Origin of the sequence: Burkholderia sp. SIMBA_051, from assembly GCF_046534915.1 — a bacterium.
Lineage (GTDB): Bacteria > Pseudomonadota > Gammaproteobacteria > Burkholderiales > Burkholderiaceae > Burkholderia > Burkholderia ambifaria.
Genome location: NZ_JAWRXS010000001.1, coordinates 769196 through 784280, shown reverse-complemented (window position 1 = coordinate 784280; position 15085 = coordinate 769196). Strand labels below are relative to the sequence as shown.

Here is a 15085-nt window from a genome sequence, read left to right as displayed (position 1 = left end):
AGATACGCGATGACCACGACCCGACCCCTGCTCGACGTGCAGGGCCTGACGCGCCGCTTCGACGGCGTGACCGCGCTCGACGGCGCGAGCCTGACGCTCGCCGACGGCGAGCTGCTGAGCGTGATCGGCCCCAACGGCGCGGGCAAGTCGACGCTGTTCAACCTGATCGCGGGCGCCGACCGGCCCGACGCCGGCCGCGTGACGTTCGACGGCCGCGACATCACGGGCACGGCGCCCGAACGGCTCGCGGCGCTCGGCATCGCGCGCACGTTCCAGCACGGCCGCGTGTTCGGCAACCTGAGCGTGCTCGACAACGTGCTGATCGGCGCGCATGCGCGGCTGCGCGCGGCGCGGCCGGGCTGGCCCGCGCTCGGCGCGGCGGCCGAGGTGTGGCGTGCGCTCGTGCGGCCCGCGTCGGTGCGGCGCGAGGAAGCCGCGCTGCGCGAAGAGGCGCGCGCGATCGTCGCCGGGTTCGGCGAGCGGCTGACGCCGCGCATCGATCATCCGGCGCACAGCCTGTCGTATGCGAACCGGCGGCGCGTGGAGATCGGCCGTGCGCTCGCGCTCCATCCGCGCCTGCTGCTGCTCGACGAGCCGACGGCCGGGATGAACGAGACGGAGACGTCCGAGATGCTGCAATTGATCCAGTCGCTGAAGGCGCGCGGGCTGACGATCCTGCTGATCGAGCACAAGCTCGAACTCGTGATGCGCGTGTCCGATCGCGTGATGGTGCTCGACAACGGCGTGAAGATCGCCGAAGGCGCGCCGCGCGACGTGCGGCACGACCCGCGCGTGATCGAGGCGTACCTCGGCCGCCGCCATGCGGGCGGCGCGCCGGCCAACCGCACTACGCAGGCGGCCGCATGAGCGCACTTTCTTCGGAACCCGATACGACCATGACCGACGCGCTGCTGAAACTCGAACACCTCGACACGTTCTACGGGCCGGTGCAGGTGCACTTCGACGTGAACTTCGAGGTCGGCCGCGGGCAGATCGTCAGCCTGCTCGGCGGCAACGCAAGCGGCAAGTCGACGACGATGAAGCTGATTCTCGGGCTGATGCGGCCGCGCCGCGGCGTCGTGCGCTTCGACGGCGACGACGTGACCGCGCTCGCGACGCCGCAGCGCGTGCGGCGCGGGATCGCGGCCGTGCCGGAGGCGCGGCGGCTGTTCGGCGACATGAGCGTGCGCGAGAACCTGCTGATGGGCGCGTACACGCGCGGCGATCGTGCTGCGGTGGCCGACGACTACGAGCGTGTGCTCGACCTGTTCCCGCGTGTGCGCGAACGGCTCGCGCAGCGCGCGGGCACGCTGTCGGGCGGCGAGCAGCAGATGCTCGCGATGGCGCGTGCGCTGATGGCGCGGCCGAAACTGATCTGCATGGACGAGCCGACGATGGGGCTGTCGCCGCTCTACGTCGACAAGGTGCTGGAACTGATCGACGCGATCAACCGGCAGGGCGTGACCGTGTTCATGGTCGAGCAGAACGCGAGCCTCGCGCTGGAAATCGCGCATTACGGGTACGTGCTGCAGACGGGGCGCGTCGTGCTCGAAGGGCCCGCGAAAACGCTGCTCGACGATGAGCGCGTGCGCGATGCGTATCTCGGTGGGGAGGCGGTGGCGGCGTAGACGGTGTAGGCGGTGTAGGCGGCGTAGCGCGTTTCATCGCCCGGCATTCGCCGAGTTCGCACCGCCGATCTTGCGTTGCAGCCGGCGCTCGGGCTCTGTCCGATGCAAGTGAACGGCGTAGGTATCCCAAGGGAGCTCGATATCCTGTGCCGAGAGCGCGGCCGCCTGAATCATCAGTCTGCCCGCTTCGCCGCGATGATAGCCGCCGTGCGTGACGACATGGGTCAGCATCTCTTCGCGCGTCATGTATCCGTTGTCGCCATCGGTAAACACAAAGGGAATCGATTCCGACAGCATGTCGGGTGTGGCGGCCTCCACATAGTCGAGATACCAGCGATCGAGCGTGGCGAATGCCGCGCGCAGCGCTTCCGGCTCAGGCGTGTCAGGCGTGTTGTCGGACACGAAGCCGTGACGTTCGCCGCTCAGGTGCGCGGCGAATATCCGGTTCACCACGAGGCAATGGTTCATCAGCCGCAGCGCGAGATGACGCGCCTGCGCATGCCGTACCGCGTCGAGCCCCGACAGCGCTTTCAGCATTTCGTCATTGGCCCATGCCTGGTAGCGCAGCATGCGGGACAGGAGTGCGTTCGCGCTCATGATCGTTTCCTCGTCGGGTTCACCTAATATGTGAGTTTCGCCACCATTATTTTCAGTGGGAGCCCGCATGTCCACTCGCGTTTCCAGTGCAGCCGCCGTGATGCGCAAAGCCCCACGCCAGGCCCGTTCGCGTGCGACGGTGGACGTGATCGTCACGGCCGGGGCTCGCGTTCTGGACAAGCAAGGGTGGGCCGGATTCACGACCAACGAGGTCGCGCAGGTCGCCGGTGTGAGCATCGGCTCCGTGTATCAGTATTTCCCGAACAAGCTCGCGTTGGTCGATGCGATCCGGCGTCGCCATTTCGACGACGTGCTTGCCGTGCTGCAGCGCGCGCATGATCGTCGGGCGAGCACTGGGCGTCGGCTCGAAGGCCTGATCGGCGACCTGATCGCCGCGCATCGCGATTACCCTGCGCTGCACCGGGCGCTGCTCGATCTTCCCGATCCGGGCGGTGCGAAAGAAGCGTATGACGCGTTTCAGAAGGAATATCTGTGCAGGTATGCGCTGATCGTTGCCGCGTGTCGCGGGCGTGCGCCGGTCAAGGCCGATACGTTGACCGCACAGGTGCTGTCGTCCGCGCTCGAAGGCGTCGTGCACAACGCGGCCCGGCGCGGGTTGCTGGCGGATCCGAAACTGAAGCGCGAGCTCGTCAGGCTGGCCGGCGCTTACCTCGAAGAACACCGCGCGGCGACGGCGAATGTGCGCTCATGAGCCGCCCGGAAAAATCGTCACCGATACCGAAATTCACGGTAGATTGACGCTCTCCTGATTTCGAACACCACGGGGTGGCCGCGCCATGTTGACCTATTCCATCCAGAAAGTCGGCTACGACTTCAATCAGCTCGATCAGCAGGGCGCGACCGACTATGCGTCGTTCGTTCATGCGTTCGACGCGTTCCCTTGGGTGGCGCAGCACGTCGAATGGAACGAGACGCAGGACGGCCCGCTACCGGCGCTCGTGCTGCAGCATGCCGACGATCAGCGCGAGCTGTGGGTGACTGCGTTGACGGACGCGCTTTCGGACGGCTTCCAGCTGAATGCCGTTGCCATGCGGAGGAAGAAGGAGCTGTTCGGGATCGGCAAGGGGAAGCTGGAGCAGCACGTCGACACGATCGACGTCGACTCGCGCGCGGACGTCGACACGTTGTGTCGTCTTTTCTGCGATCGTCAGTATGACGAGCTGGACCGGCTGGTCGCGCGGCACGCCGAGCGCAATCGCTTCGACGACGACAGCGACGATTGATCGCCTGCCGCGCATGAGCCGGCGCAGGTTCGCCTGTTCATGCTTTTTCTGCTTCAGCCCTCGCCGCCCGCGGAAACGTCAACACCACCGCAAATCCGCCCGCCTCGGGAAACGCGAACCCCACGCGCCCGCCGTGCGCCTTCATCACTTCCTGCACGATCGCGAGCCCGAGCCCCGACCCTGTACGCCGTTCGCTGCCGTCCGGCGCGATCCGCACGAACGGCTGCAGCGCTGCGTCCCAATGCTCGCGCGGAATCCCGCGCCCGTTATCGGTGACGGTCAGCGTCACCGCATCGTCGCTGTTGCCCGCGGTCGCAACCGACACGACGATATCGTCCGCATGCCCATGCAGCAGCGCGTTGTGCAGCACGTTCGACAACGCTTCCTGCAGACTGATTGCATCGCCGTCGATCCACGCATGCGGCGCATCGCTCGCGAACGCGACGGCCACGTCGCGCTCGTCCGCGAGCGGAATCGTGCGGCCGAGCACGTCCTTCGCGAGCGCGACGAGTTCGACGGGTTGCAGCGGCACGGCCTCGGTACGATGGATCACCATCGCATGGTTGAGCAACTGCCCGGTGAGCCGCCCGACATCCGCGCTGGTCGCACGCAACGCATCGAGCCGCGCCGCATGACGCGCGGGATCGGCCTCGCCGTCGAGCAGCTCGATCTGCGCGTCGAGCCGCGCGAGCGGCGTGCGCATCTGGTGCGCGGCATCGGCGATGAAGCGCTGCATCGCGTTGATCCGCTCGGCCAGGCGGTGCATCAGCCCGTTGATCGACCCGATGATCGCGTCGATCTCGCTCGGCGTATCGACGGCCACCGGCCGCAAATCGGCCGGGTCGCGCGCGGCGATGATCGTGCCGATCTGCGCGAGCGGGCGCAGCCCGCGCCGGATCGCGAGGCCGCTCGCGCCGATCGCGAGCACGCTCATCAGCAGGATCAACGTCCACACCTTGATGCTCATGTCGTTCGTCAACTGCTGCCGCGCGTTGGTGGTTTGCGCAACCGTCACGAGCGCCCAGCCCGGCGTGCTTTCCTCGGGCATGTAGCGCGCGATCGTCGCGGTGCGGATCTGGTGCCCCTGATAGACGGCGTTCGCGAACGCGGGGCCCTGCTTCGCGGCGGCGAGCGTCGCGGAGCTCGCGAGATCGTTGTAGCCGGCCACCACGACGCCGCGCGAATCGACGACCTTGTAGTAGACGAGGTCGTAGCGCGACAGCGTCGACAGCGCGGCGACCGGCGGATTCAGCGCGAGCACGCCGCCTTGCACATACAGGTTCTCCGCGACCTGGATCGATGCGCCCGCAAGCAACTGGTCGTATGCGCGCTCGGCCGCGACGCCCGCGTAGTAGCGCGCGATCACCGCGAGGGCGAGCGCGCCGGTCGCGACGACGAGCGCGATGAACAGCAGCGTGCGCCCGAACAGCGTCTTCGGGAACCAGTCAATGTGCGGCAATCTGATACCCCATCCCGCGTGCGGTGCGGATCTCGACCGAGCTGCCCTGCAGCTTCCTGCGCACGCGCGTCACGTATTGCTCGACCGCGTTAGCGCTCGGCTCGTTGCCGAAACTGAACAGCTGGTTCAGCAGCTCGTCCTTCGAGAAGATTCGCTGCGGGCGGCTCGCGAGGATCTCGAGCAGCGCGAACTCCTGGCGCGACAGCGACAGTGGCTGGCCGTCGAGTTCCGCGAGGCGGCTGCTGCGGTCGATCACGAGGCCGCCGAGCGTCAGCACGTCGTTCGCGTGGCCGCTGTTGCGGCGCAGCAGCGCCTGCACGCGCGCTTCGAGCTCGCGGTAGTCGAACGGCTTCACGAGATAGTCGTCGGCGCCGAAGCCAAGGCCGCTCACGCGGTCGTCGATCGCCGAGCGCGCGGTGACGAGCAGCACCGGCGTCGTGCTGCCCGACGCGCGCAGGTTGCGCAGCACCGCGAAGCCGTCGAGCCCGGGCAGGTTCGCATCGAGCACGACGAGGTCGAAGCGCTCGACGCGCAGCAGGCTGTTCGCGGTCGAACCGTCGGTTTCGAGATCGACGGCATGGCCGAGCCGCGTGAGACGGCTGCGGATCGCCGCGCCGATTTCGGCATCGTCCTCCACGACGAGAATGCGCATGGTGCCGTTTGCAGGTAGAAGGTTAGGGGTTTTCCCGGGGCCGGGATGTCAGCATTTTCTCAGACTCGCTCGATAACCTGTGTACAGCCGGAACAAGCGATGACGGCATTAATACCAGAGGAGACGGCAACATGCAGCATGTCACGGGCACGACGAAGGCGAGGCGCAATGCTCGGCGAGGTGTGACGCCGGCTGCCGCGCGGCCGCTTGCCGTGCGCCGCACGCAGGCGTGCGCATGACGACGTCGCCACGCCGCCGCGCGTTGCTCGCCGCCGGCCTCGGCGCGTTCGCCGCGCCGTCGCTGGTGCGCGCGAAGCCGCGCACGGTGCGAATCTCGAAAGGCTATGGCGTGCTGTACCTGCCGCTGCTCGTGATGGAGAAGCAGCGCCTGTTCGAGCGGCACGCGGCGCGGCGCGGCCTGCGCGACCTCGCGCTCGACTGGGTGCTGCTCGACGGCGGCAATTCCGTCAACGACGCGATGATGGCCGGCACGCTCGACTTCGCGGGGGCCGGCGCGCCGGGCTTCATCGAGCTGTGGGCGCGGGCGCGCGGGATTCCGAATGTCGAGGTGATCGGCATCAGCGGCTTGTCGACGACATCGCTGTCGCTCAATGCGAACCGTCCGGGCCTTGCGTCGCTGCGCGACTTCACGCCGTCCGACCGGATCGCGGTGCCGGGCATCCGCACGTCGCTGTCGGCGGTCGTGCTGCAGATGGTCGCGAGCCGGCAACTCGGTGCGAAGCATTTCGCGCAGCTCGATTCGATCACCGTGAACCTGCCGCATCCGCAGGCGATGCAGGCGCTGATCCGCCGCGAGAACGGTGTGACGGCGCACTTCACGTCGCCGCCGTTCTCGACGCTCGAATTGCGGCAGCCGGGCATTCATCGCGTGGTGAATTCGGTCGACGTGCTCGGCCCGATGACGCTCGACGTCGTGTTCGCGCCGAAGCGGCTCGTCGATGCGGAGCCTGCGCTGGCCGCCGCGTTTCTCGGCGCGCTCGACGAAGCGAACCGCCTGATCGTGCAGGATCCGCGCGCGGCGGCCGTGCTGTATGCGGCGTCATCGGGTGTCGGCGTGTCGCACGACGACATGATACGGATGCTCGCCGCGCCGGACACGCGGTTCTCGGTGTGGCCGAACCAGCTGATGGACTACGTCGAATTCCTGTACCTCGCCGGCACGATCAAGGCAAAACCGCGCGCGTGGCACGAGATGTTTGCGCCGATGCTCGACGACTACCGGCCACGCTGAGCGCCGCCAGCCCACGATTTCATCGACCTGCACCGCGCCCGCGCGTTCGTCGCGCGGCGCCGATTCAACCGACAAGCAACCGATTCATGGAGGAACCCTTAATGAATGCTACTGAAACCCTGGACCCCGCGTCCGCCGACGAGCAGCGCGTCATGTCGAAGATCGCGCGGCGCCTGCTGCCTATCCTCGTGGTGATGTTCCTGATCGCGTTCATCGACCGGCAGAACGTCGGCTTCGCGAAGCTGCAGATGGTGCACAGCCTCGGGATGACGGAAGCCGCGTTCGGGCTCGCGTCGTCGCTGTTCTTCATTGGCTACCTGCTGTTCGAGGTGCCGAGCACGCTCGCGCTGCATCGCTACGGCGCGCGCGTGTGGCTCGCGCGGATCATGCTGACGTGGGGCCTCATCACCGTGCTGATGGGCTTCACGACGTCGATGCCGGCGTTCTGCTCGCTGCGCTTCCTGCTCGGCATCGCCGAGGCCGGCTTCTATCCGGGCGTGATCTACTACCTGACGCTGTGGTTCCCGCAGAGCTACCGCGCGAAGGTGCTCGGCATCTTCACGCTCGGCAGTGCGCTCGCGAACATGCTTGGGTCGCTGGTCGGCGGCGTGCTGCTGAGCCTGAACGGCGTGTGGGGCCTCGCGGGCTGGCAATGGGTGTTCGTGGCGACGGGCATCCCGGCCGTGATCGTCGCGATCGTCGTGTTCCGCGTGTTGCCGGCCTCGTTCCGCGAGGCGCCGTTCCTCGACGAGCGCGAGAAGCAGATCGTCGCGGCAGCGCTCGAGCGCGAGAAGCCGGCGCAGGCCGAGCACGGCCAGCCGTGGAAGGCGCTGCTCGATCCGCGCGTGATGCTGTTCGCGGCGACCTACATGCTGATGTCGACGTCGCTGTACGGCGTCACGTACTGGTTGCCGACGCTCGTGAAATCGTTCGGCGTGTCGAGCAGCATGAACGGTTTCCTGAGCATGCTGCCGTGGGCGCTCGCGGTGGTGCTGCTGGTGTGGCTGCCGTCGAAGCTGCGCCGCGCGAAGAGCATCCTGCGCACGATCGCGATCGTCGCGGCGCTCGGCGCGCTCGGCTTTCTGCTGAGCCTCGTGCTGCCGTCGACGCCGCTGCGCTTCGTCGCGCTCGTGCTCGGCGGCGCGTGCATCCCGCTGCTGTATCCGTGTTTCTGGTCGATGCCGCCGCGCTACTTCACCGGCGCGCGCGCGGCGGCGAGTGTCGCGGCGATCAACTCGATCGGCAACCTCGGCGGCTTCTTCAGCCAGAACCTGATGCCGTTCGCGGGCAAGGTGACGGGCACCGCGTTCGGGCCGATGATCGTGCCGATCGTGTGTCTCGCGCTGCTCGGAATCGGCGCGCTGGTCGCGTGGACGCGCTCGGAGCGGGGGATGGTGGCGGTGCGGGCGTGATGTGCAGGGTTGGATCACTGTCCAGGACGCGCCGGCTTGGCCGAACGGTAGACTGCCTTCGACGGAGGAGTCGTGGTACCATGCATTGCATATGTAATGCATGGAGAATGCAATGAAAACAGCGACCATGCCTGCACTGCGTGTCGATCCGCAGTTGCGGGAGGCGGCGGAATCCGTTCTCGAGCAAAACGAGACGCTATCCGCGTTCATGGAGTTGGCACTGCGTGACGGCATTGCGCGTCGCCGTCTGCAGCACGAGTTTGTTGCTCGTGGCCTGGCGTCGCGCGACGAGGCGCGACGTACCGGTGAATATGTCGATGCCGCGGACGTGCAGGTGGAACTCGAGGACATGCTGAAAGCCGCGCGTGCGACGAAGGCGGGCGATTGATCTATCGGGTCCGCTATACGCGTGCGGCGCGTGACGACCTGATGCGACTGTATCGATATCTGCTCGACCGCGATGTGGATGCGGCGGCTCATGCGGCGGAAGCGATCGAACAAGGTGTAGCGATGCTTCGACGGTTTCCGTTCACGTGCCGCAAGATCGACGCCGGGAATCCGTTTTTGCGTGAACTGATCGTATCGTTCGGCACATCGGGCTATATCCTGCTGTTCGAGGTCGAGGCCGCCGAGCAAGTCACGATCCTCGCCGTCCGCCATCAGCGGGAAGACGATTACCACTGATGCATGAACGATGCGGCCGGCGCCCGGAATCTGTCGACCTTGCCGCCATCGGTCACCCCCTGCGTCAGCGCGCCGCCCCCCGTCCATCATGCGCGATCGCCACATGCGCGGACGCCACCGGAATATCCACTTCCACCGTCGTCCCAACGCCCAGCGTCGTGTCGATCCGTAGCGTGCCGCCGACGAGATACGCGCGCTCGCGCAGGCCGACCAGCCCGAACGATCCCGATTTGCGCCGCGCACCGGGATCGAAGCCTGCACCGTCGTCGCGAATCGTCAGCGCAATGGTTTCGTCCCGGTACACGAGTTCCACGGTCGCGCTCGACGCGGCCGCGTGCCGTGCGACGTTCGCGAGCGCTTCCTGCGCGATGCGGAACACGGCGGTCGCATACGGCTCGTCGAGCTGCAGCTCGCTCGGCTCGACGCGCAGTGTGCACGCCATGCCGTGACGGTGCCGGAAATCCTCCACGAGCCATTGCATCGCGGCCGCGAACCCGAGGTCGTCGAGCATCAGCGGGCGCAGGTCGGATGCAATGCGCCGCGTGGCCGTCACCGCGCCGCGCGCGAGCGCATGCATCGCCGCGATCTTGCGCGCCAGCGGCGCATCGTCCTGCGGCACGTGATCGAGCAGCCATTCGAGATCGTTCTTCAGCGTCGCGAGCGTCTGCGCGAGTTCGTCGTGCAGTTCGCGCGCGATGCGGCGCTGCTCGGCCTCGCGTGCGCTCGCGCTGATCGCCGCGATCTCGCGCAGCTCCTCGCGTGACGCCTGCAGCGCCCGCTCCGCACGCACCCGTTCCTCGACTTCGCGCCGCAAGTCGCGGTTCGACGCGCTCAACTGCGCGGTGCGGGCCGCGACGCGCTGCTCGAGCCGCTCGTTCGCGTCGTTGAGCTGCGCGCTCTTCTGCACGACGAGCAGGTGCTGATAGCGCGCGCCGGCGAGCGCACGCACCGTCTGCGCATGCAGCCGGCCGTTCTCGAACAGCAGCGCGAACAGCACGACGCCCGACGCGACCAGGCCGTAGGTGCGCCCCGCGTAGAAGCCGAGATCGAAGCGCCCGTGGTTCAGCATCGACGACAACGCGATGTCGAACAGCCACGCGACGAGCACGATCATCACCCACAGATCGAGCACGGAATGGCGCCGCCGCTGCCGCCACATCAGCACGAGCGCGGCCAGGTTCAACGCCCAGACGATCGTGATCGCGGTCGTCATCGTCGCGGCCATCCGGTTGCCCTGCATGATGCGCGGCAGCAGGTCATGGCCGGCGGTCGCGAGCAGCGCGAGCGCGCCGGTCGCGGCGGCCGTCAGGACGATGCAGAGCAGCACCGGAAGCGTCGCGCGGCGCCGCTCGAGCGACGGCGGGCGGGCGCGCGGCGTCGCGCGCAGCAGCACGTACGCGGCGACCGCCAGCGGAAAGCCGCCGTGCCAGAACAGATAAAGCCACGCGGTGGTTTGCTCGCGCGCGCCGAGCAGGCCGGTCGGCGTGAACAGCCCCGGAAAGGTCAGCATGTGCGTGCCGGCCATGAACCCCGTGAACAGGTAGCCGGCCGCGAGCGCGAGCAGCGATTTCTCGCGCAGGATCGCGAACTGGCCGAGCAGCAGGCCGGCCGTCACCATGTCGTTGACGACGATCGCCGACTGGTACACGGGAATGAAGCCCCACACGCGAGCAAGCGGCACGCCCGCGAACGGCGCGAGCGCGACGAAGATCACGGCCGACACGATCACCATCGCGATCGCGAGCCGTCGCTCCTGCCGGCGGGGCGGCAGCGACGACATGAACAGGTGCGATGGATCCGGCGCGTCGTCGTCGTCGGTGGTCGGGGCGCGCAAGCGGAATGCGGGCATCATGCGTCGTCGACGCCGAGGTCGAGATCGTGGCGCACCGCGTAGCGCACCAGCGCGGCTTCGTGCGGCAGCTCCATCTTCTCGAGGATGCGCGTCTTGTAGGTGCTGACCGTCTTCGCGCTCAGCGTGAGTTCCGACGCGATCCGCGTGACCGTCTGGCCCGCGACGATGCGGCGCATCACGTCGAGTTCGCGCGCCGACAACCGTTCGTGCGGCAGCATTTCGACCGGCGCGCGCAGCGTGCGCGCGAGGCTTTCGGCCGCCTGCGGGCTCACGTAGACGCCGCCCGCCGCGACCTTCGTGACGGCCTGGACCAGCTCGGCGGTCGCGCTGTCCTTCGTCAGGTAACCGGTCGCGCCGGCCTTGAACGCGCGCGCGGCGTACTGCGCCTCCGCATGCATCGTCAGCACCAGCATGCGCAGCGCCGGCGCGCGCGTCTTGACGAGCCGGATCAGCTCGATACCGGTCGGCCCGGGCATCGACAGGTCGAGCAGCAGCACGTCGGCGTCGCCACGCTCGGCCAGCGCAAGCGCGGCCGTGCCGTCGCTCGCCTCGCCGACGATTTCGAAACCGCCGGCCGTTTCCAGGATGTGACGCAGTCCGTCCCGCATGACTGCGTGATCGTCAGCCAGAATTATCCTGATCACTAGCGTTCCTCTTCGGGATGCCGCCGCGGGCCGTTCCGCCGGTTGCCGCCGCGGCCGTTCTTCTGACCAATATATTCCGCCGAAGCCGGAAAAGGTGCACCTTCGGTAAATTTTTGAGACATTGAGGTGTGGAGTGTGTCTCGAAACGAAATAATCAGCGAGAAATGGTACAGGCGATAGGGCCAGATGGGGCGGGTATTCCCGAGGCGTCGCTGCCGCGCGGCGAGCCGTGTGTGTCGCGGACCGCCCTGATTCAGAGATAAACTGGTGCCTGATTGCCCTGTCGCGACCCGAGGAGCCTCCACGATGATCGATCTCGCCGACATCCTGCCGTCCGCGCTGCCCGACGCTGTCGCGTGGGCCGACGCGCAGGCGGCGCACGGGCTCGCGCTGGGCGTGCCGCTCACGCCCGCGCAGGCCGACGACGCGCGCATCGTGGGCGTCGCGCAACCGGAGCGGATCCGCATCGTGGTCGGCGACCAACTGCCGTTTCCCGACACGCCGGCGCTGGGCGCGATCGCGCGCGACACCGGGCTGCTGCGGCCGGGGACGATCGGCCTCACGCTCGGCCATGCGGTGTTCGTGCTGCGCGGCCACGACACGCGGCGTCTGCTCACGCATGAATTCCGCCATGTGCATCAGTACGAGGAAGCCGGGTCGATCGGCGCGTTTCTCGCGCGCTACCTGCACGAGATCGCGACCGTCGGCTACCACGATGCGCCGCTCGAGGCCGATGCGCGGCAGCACGAGTTCGACTGATGCGACCGGCCCGCACGAACATACACACCCGCCGATGAACCTTCCCCACGCCATGGCCGGCCCGGTGCGGACACGCCGCGCCGCCACGCCGCGCGACCCGCGATGAGCGACACGATCCACGCATGGCTGGGCGCGATCGGCGCGCATCCGCTACTCGTGCTGGCGGTCGTGTTCGTGACCGCCTGCGCGGAGGCGATCGCGCTGATCGGCACGGTCGTGCCGGCCGGCGCCGTGATGTTCGCGGCCGGCACGCTGATCGGCGCGGGCGCGCTCGACGGCTGGACGACGATCGGCGTCGCGGCCGCCGGTGCGATCGTCGGCGACGGCATCAGCTATGAGATCGGCCGCCGCTATGGCGGCGCGATTCGCAACGGCTGGGTGCGGCTCGGCTACGCGGACGCCTATGCGCGCGGCGAGCAGTTCGTACTGCGCCACGGAATGAAGAGCATCGTGCTCGCGCGCTTCCTGGCACCGCTGCGCGCGGTCGTGCCGGTCGTGGTCGGCTGCGCGACGCTGCCGCGCCGGTCGTTCTATCCGGTCAACGCCGTGTCGGCGCTGATCTGGGCACCCGTGCACATCGCGCCGGGCATCGTGTTCGGCGCGTCGGCGGCGCTGGCCGCGGCAATCAGCGTGCGGGTCGCCGCGATCCTGCTGGTGGTCGCCGCGCTGGTCGCGCTCGTGTGGGTCGGCGTGCGCCTGGCGCTGCGGCGCGGCTGGCCGTTGCTGTGCCAAGCGACCGGCGCGGCCGTGCATGCATCCGCGCGCCGCTGGCCGCGCTTCGGCGCGTGGCTGCACGACGCGATCGGCAAGGTGCGCCGCCTGCCGGGCGCGGTGCCCGTGTTCGCGCTGCTGTTCCTCGGCTGCGTGTGGCTGTTCGCCGGCATCGTGCAGGACGTCGTCGCGAACGATCCGCTGACGCACGCGGACATCGCGCTGTATGCGTTCCTGCAGAACCTGCGCACGCCGCCCGTGGACGCCACGATGCGCGCGCTCGCGGTGCTGCACGGACACGATACGGGGCTGATCGTCGCGGCCGCGTTTCTCGTCTGGCTGATGATCCATCGCTGCTGGGTGACGTCCGCGTGGTGGCTCGCGACGCTCGGCATCGCGGTCGTGCTCGTGCCTGCGTTCGGCGCCGGCGTGCCCGGCATGTCGCCCGCGAGCCTGCCGCCCGGCGCGCTGCACGTGGCGCTGCCCGACGCCGACGCGGCGTTCGCGATGCTCGCGAGCAGCGGCATCGGCTGGGTGCTGACGCGCGAGCGGCCCGCGTCGTGGCGGATCCCGGTCGTGACGGCGGTCGTGCTGTGGATCGTGCTCGGGGGCTTCGCGCGGCTCTATGTCGGCGATACGTGGCTGTCGGGCCTGCTCGGGGGCTGGTGCCTCGGGCTCGCGTGGTTCGCGGTGCTGGCGGGCGCCCATGCGTACTGGCGGGTGCACGAACACGTGCAGCCGCGCGGCGCGCTCGTCGCGGTGCTCGTCGTGCTCGCCACTGCCGGCGTGTGGACCGTGCCCGCGCAGTGGCAGCTCGATCGCGCGGCGCGTCCGCATGTCGGCGACGTCGTCGCGATGACCGTCGACCAGTGGATGCGTGGCGGCTGGCAGCGCGTGCCGACGCGGCGCACCGAGATCGGCGGCGATCGCGAGGAATATCTGCCGCTGCAATGGTGCGCGACGTCGGACACGCTCGACCGCCATCTGTCGCTGGCCGGCTGGCAGCGCGCGACGCCGTGGTCGCCCGCCACCGCGCTGCACTGGCTGTCGCCGCAGGCGCCGGCCGAGACGCTGCCCGTGCTGCCGCGCTACACGCACGGCGAGAGCACGCGCCGGGTGTTCGTGCGCGTCGACGCGGCCCATCCGGACAGCCGCCTCGTGCTGCGGCTATGGCGTTATCCGTACGTGCTGCAGGATGCGCTCGGCATGCGGCCGCTGTGGTACGGCGCGCTGTATCGCGAGACGCTGCATCGGCCCGCGCGGGTGATGACGGTCGTGCGCACGACGCCGCTCGACGATGCGGCGACGATCGCGCAGGCGCTGAAGGTCGAGCCGACGATCGAGCGGCCGCCGGCGGGGATGAGCGCGGCGCCGCCCGCGATGACGCTCGTGTGGATGGTGCAGCCTTGAAGCGCGCGCAACGCGTCAGGCGTGCGCCGGTTGCGCGGGGACGACGGACAGGCGCAGGCCGACCGTCTTGAGCACCGCGAGCAGGGTTTTCAGCGTCGGGTTGCCGTTGGGCGACAGCGTGCGATACAGCGATTCGCGGCTGATGCCGGCTTCGGCTGCGACCGCGCCGAGCCCGCCGTATGCTTCCGCGACCGTGCGCAGCGCGAGCAGCGCGGCCGCGCGGTTGTCGGGATCGTCGAGCGATTCCATCGCGACGCGCAGATAGGCCACCGCCAGCTCGCGGTCGGCACCGAGTTCGGCGACTTCCGCGTCGTGGTGCGAGACCGCGCCTTTGAGCTTGTTCACATTTGCCTCCGTTTCCAGTTCAACCAGTGTTCGTGCGCACGCCTGATGTCGTCGGATTGGCTGCGCTTGTCGCCGCCGGACAACAGCAGGATCAGCGCGCTGCCGTACCGGCCGAAGTACACGCGATAGCCGGCACCGACGTGGATGCGCAGTTCGATCACGCCTTCGCCGACAGGCTCGCAATCGCCGAAATTGCCGGTCTCAACGCGGCGCAGGCGTTCGCGAATCCGTGCCTGGATGACTTTGTCGCGGACGGTGTTCAGCCATTCGGTGAAAGGCTCGCGACCGTCGTCGCGCTGATAGCGAAGCAGTTCGAACTTGGAGAGCATTGTAACTTATAAGCTACATGAAGGAAAGGGATATCGCCGGGATGGCGTGAAGTGACGCATACGCGGGCCGACTGCCGAATCTGGACGAAGCACGAGGCAAGGGCGCT

At 68.4% G+C, this 15085-nt stretch carries 17 protein-coding genes; 10 read left to right on the top strand and 7 right to left on the bottom strand.

Annotated elements, in window-relative coordinates; translation table 11 throughout:
* Positions 1–9: 9 nt before the first annotated feature.
* Positions 10–867 carry an ABC transporter ATP-binding protein gene (locus SB771_RS03450; protein ID WP_175662328.1) on the top strand — a complete coding sequence of 286 codons (858 nt, stop codon included), beginning with the start codon at positions 10–12 and terminating at the stop codon, positions 865–867.
* Positions 864–1628, top strand: coding sequence for an ABC transporter ATP-binding protein (locus SB771_RS03445; RefSeq protein ID WP_175662327.1), 765 nt, complete (start codon positions 864–866; stop codon positions 1626–1628). The genes SB771_RS03450 and SB771_RS03445 overlap by 4 nt, the downstream gene beginning before the upstream one ends.
* Before the next feature lie 33 nt (positions 1629–1661).
* Here SB771_RS03445 and SB771_RS03440 read toward each other — a convergent pair whose 3' ends face one another.
* Positions 1662–2225 carry a DinB family protein gene (locus SB771_RS03440; protein WP_175662326.1) on the bottom strand — a complete coding sequence of 188 codons (564 nt, stop codon included), beginning with the start codon at positions 2223–2225 and terminating at the stop codon, positions 1662–1664.
* Between the two features lie 67 nt (positions 2226–2292).
* Between SB771_RS03440 and SB771_RS03435 the strand changes: the two genes are divergently transcribed.
* Together SB771_RS03435 and SB771_RS03430 are read left to right on the top strand one after the other, a co-directional pair.
* Positions 2293–2937 carry a TetR/AcrR family transcriptional regulator gene (locus SB771_RS03435; protein ID WP_175662325.1) on the top strand — a complete coding sequence of 215 codons (645 nt, stop codon included), beginning with the start codon at positions 2293–2295 and terminating at the stop codon, positions 2935–2937.
* A gap of 85 nt (positions 2938–3022) precedes the next feature.
* A complete protein-coding gene (locus SB771_RS03430; protein WP_175662324.1) occupies positions 3023–3469 on the top strand; it encodes a hypothetical protein in 447 nt (148 codons plus the stop codon).
* Between the two features lie 37 nt (positions 3470–3506).
* Here the strand turns inward: SB771_RS03430 and SB771_RS03425 are convergent, their stop codons facing one another.
* Positions 3507–4928 (bottom strand): sensor histidine kinase, encoded by a 1422-nt coding sequence (locus SB771_RS03425; RefSeq protein WP_175662323.1) that lies wholly within the window; start codon positions 4926–4928, stop codon positions 3507–3509.
* On the bottom strand, positions 4915–5580 hold the full coding sequence (locus SB771_RS03420) for a response regulator transcription factor (protein WP_006755221.1): 666 nt from the start codon (positions 5578–5580) through the stop codon (positions 4915–4917). Before SB771_RS03420 ends, SB771_RS03425 begins: the two co-directional genes overlap by 14 nt.
* Before the next feature lie 235 nt (positions 5581–5815).
* Here SB771_RS03420 and SB771_RS03415 point away from each other — a divergent pair, with 235 nt between their 5' ends.
* The 4 genes from SB771_RS03415 to SB771_RS03400 all read left to right on the top strand — a co-directional run bounded on the left by SB771_RS03415 (position 5816) and on the right by SB771_RS03400 (position 8928).
* On the top strand, positions 5816–6832 hold the full coding sequence (locus SB771_RS03415) for an ABC transporter substrate-binding protein (protein ID WP_175662322.1): 1017 nt from the start codon (positions 5816–5818) through the stop codon (positions 6830–6832).
* Between the two features lie 101 nt (positions 6833–6933).
* Complete coding sequence (locus tag SB771_RS03410) at positions 6934–8244, top strand: MFS transporter (RefSeq protein ID WP_175662321.1); 1311 nt, start codon at positions 6934–6936, stop codon at positions 8242–8244.
* 112 nt (positions 8245–8356) lie between these two features.
* Positions 8357–8632 (top strand): YlcI/YnfO family protein, encoded by a 276-nt coding sequence (locus SB771_RS03405; RefSeq protein ID WP_166726023.1) that lies wholly within the window; start codon positions 8357–8359, stop codon positions 8630–8632.
* A complete protein-coding gene (locus tag SB771_RS03400) occupies positions 8629–8928 on the top strand; it encodes a type II toxin-antitoxin system RelE/ParE family toxin (protein WP_175662320.1) in 300 nt (99 codons plus the stop codon). Before SB771_RS03405 ends, SB771_RS03400 begins: the two co-directional genes overlap by 4 nt.
* A 64-nt stretch (positions 8929–8992) precedes the next feature.
* On the opposite strand, the gene SB771_RS03395 is transcribed toward SB771_RS03400, so the two are convergent.
* Entirely contained in the window at positions 8993–10780 is a 1788-nt protein-coding gene (locus SB771_RS03395; protein WP_175662319.1) for a sensor histidine kinase, read from the bottom strand.
* Complete coding sequence (locus SB771_RS03390; protein ID WP_165752503.1) at positions 10777–11424, bottom strand: response regulator transcription factor; 648 nt, start codon at positions 11422–11424, stop codon at positions 10777–10779. Before SB771_RS03390 ends, SB771_RS03395 begins: the two co-directional genes overlap by 4 nt.
* Positions 11425–11730: 306 nt before the next feature.
* On the opposite strand from SB771_RS03390, the gene SB771_RS03385 reads away from it, so the two are divergent.
* Positions 11731–12183, top strand: a complete 453-nt coding sequence (locus SB771_RS03385; RefSeq protein ID WP_175662318.1) for a hypothetical protein — start codon at positions 11731–11733, stop codon at positions 12181–12183.
* Positions 12184–12285: 102 nt separating this feature from the next.
* Positions 12286–14304: a VTT domain-containing protein gene (locus SB771_RS03380; RefSeq protein ID WP_175662317.1), complete on the top strand. Its 2019-nt coding sequence runs from the start codon at positions 12286–12288 to the stop codon at positions 14302–14304.
* A 15-nt stretch (positions 14305–14319) separates the two neighbouring features.
* On the opposite strand, the gene SB771_RS03375 is transcribed toward SB771_RS03380, so the two are convergent.
* Both SB771_RS03375 and SB771_RS03370 read right to left on the bottom strand, forming a co-directional pair.
* Entirely contained in the window at positions 14320–14649 is a 330-nt protein-coding gene (locus tag SB771_RS03375) for an addiction module antidote protein (protein WP_006752118.1), read from the bottom strand.
* Positions 14646–14978: a type II toxin-antitoxin system RelE/ParE family toxin gene (locus tag SB771_RS03370; RefSeq protein WP_011660253.1), complete on the bottom strand. Its 333-nt coding sequence runs from the start codon at positions 14976–14978 to the stop codon at positions 14646–14648. The genes SB771_RS03375 and SB771_RS03370 overlap by 4 nt, the downstream gene beginning before the upstream one ends.
* Positions 14979–15085 lie beyond the last annotated feature (107 nt).